Here is a 1,455-nt window from a genome sequence, read left to right on the forward strand (position 1 = left end):
CCGGCCGTGCCGTTATACAGCACGTTGCTGCTCGCGGTCGCGCTGGCGAACGAAGTCGTGCCGCGCAGGTCGGCCGCCGTCGCACCGGCGATGGTGGTGGAGACGTTCGACTTGGTGGAGTAGCCGACGGTGGTCTGCAGCGCCTGGTTGGCGATCGACTTCGCAGAGTCGATCAGCTTCTGCAGCGAGGTCAGGCCGGTGTTGGCGGCCTGCAGCACCTGCACGCCGTTGGCGATGCCGTCGAGCAGATTGTTGATGTCGCTGGCGCGGTTGTCGAGCGACTGTGCCGTGAAGAAGTTGGTGGGATTGTCCAGGGCCGAGTTGACGCTCTTGCCGGTCGACAGACGGTTCTGTGTGGTGGCGAGAAGATCGGCGGTGGACTGGAGAGAGAGGAGGTTCTGACGAACCGACGCAGAGAGAACAATACCTGACATGACTCTTACCCTTCTGGCTTACGCGTCTTCGTTCGATCGCTTCGGATCGAGTGACGGGGCCAGCGTGCCGCGACATGGCTAACAAAGGGTGAAACGAACATCGCCTGCATAAGCGTCGGTTCACCATAAACGAACGGCAGCCGCGCGCGGGTTCTGCAATCAGCTTGAAATCATTGGCGTTTCTCTGCGCTTACGCTCCATTAACCATAACCGCTGGTTACTTTTTCGAGCGTCGCCTGCCTTCTCGAGCGCGCACAAAAAAAGCGGCGGGGCCGAAGCCCCGCCGCCGTAATCGTCTTGATGTCGTCCGCGACTTAGCGGAGCAGCTGGAGCACGCTCTGCTGCGACTGGTTGGCCAGCGAGAGCGCGGAGACCGCGATCGACTGGCGGGTCGACAGCGCCTGGCTGTTGGCCGCTTCGACGTTGGTGTCGGCCAGGGTCAGGTTGGACGAACCGGTCTGCAGCACGTTGATCAGGTTCTTGTTGAAGTCCTGACGAACCTGCACGATCGTCAGGTTCGAGCCCAGAGCCGAGGCTTCCGAACGCAGCGTGCTCGACGCCGAGTTCAGGTTGGCCAGCACCTTGTTGGTCGCGGAGTTGTCGATGAAGTCGACACCGCTGGTCAACGCAGCAAGGCCCAGACCCTTGGAGTTGTAGGTCACGCCCGTGATGCTGAGGCTCGACTTCGCGGTTTCGTCGAACACCAGCTTGAGCTGGTCGCCGTTCAAGAGGTTGACACCGTTGAACGAGGAGTCCTGCGCCGTCGAGTCGATCTGGTTCAGGATGTTGTTGTACTGGTTGACGAGATTAGCACGCGAGGTCTGCGCAACCGTATCCTGGACGGGGCTGGAAGCCGTCGAGAATGTCAGCGACGAGGTCAGCGTACCGCCGATCGCACCACCTGCGGCGTTCGAACCGATGGTCGAGGACGCATAGTCGTTGGTGGTCGAGACCGTCAGCAGGCCGTTGGCGTCGATCGTCGCCGTCAGGTTGTTGGCCTGAAGCTTCGTGTTGAGCTGAT

1 protein-coding gene and 1 pseudogene are annotated in these 1,455 nt (G+C 61.2%); both read right to left on the bottom strand.

Annotation, left to right across the window (positions count from 1 at the left end):
- Positions 1-434: pseudogene (locus tag MOV75_RS37845) on the bottom strand (flagellin); the annotation flags it as partial.
- A gap of 314 nt (positions 435-748) precedes the next feature.
- Positions 749-1,455: flagellin (locus MOV75_RS37850; protein WP_258719569.1), on the bottom strand; the 707-nt coding region annotated here is incomplete at its 5' end.

Origin of the sequence: Bradyrhizobium sp. PRIMUS42 (assembly GCF_023006515.1) — a bacterium.
In the GTDB taxonomy this organism is placed as follows: Bacteria; Pseudomonadota; Alphaproteobacteria; order Rhizobiales; family Xanthobacteraceae; genus Bradyrhizobium.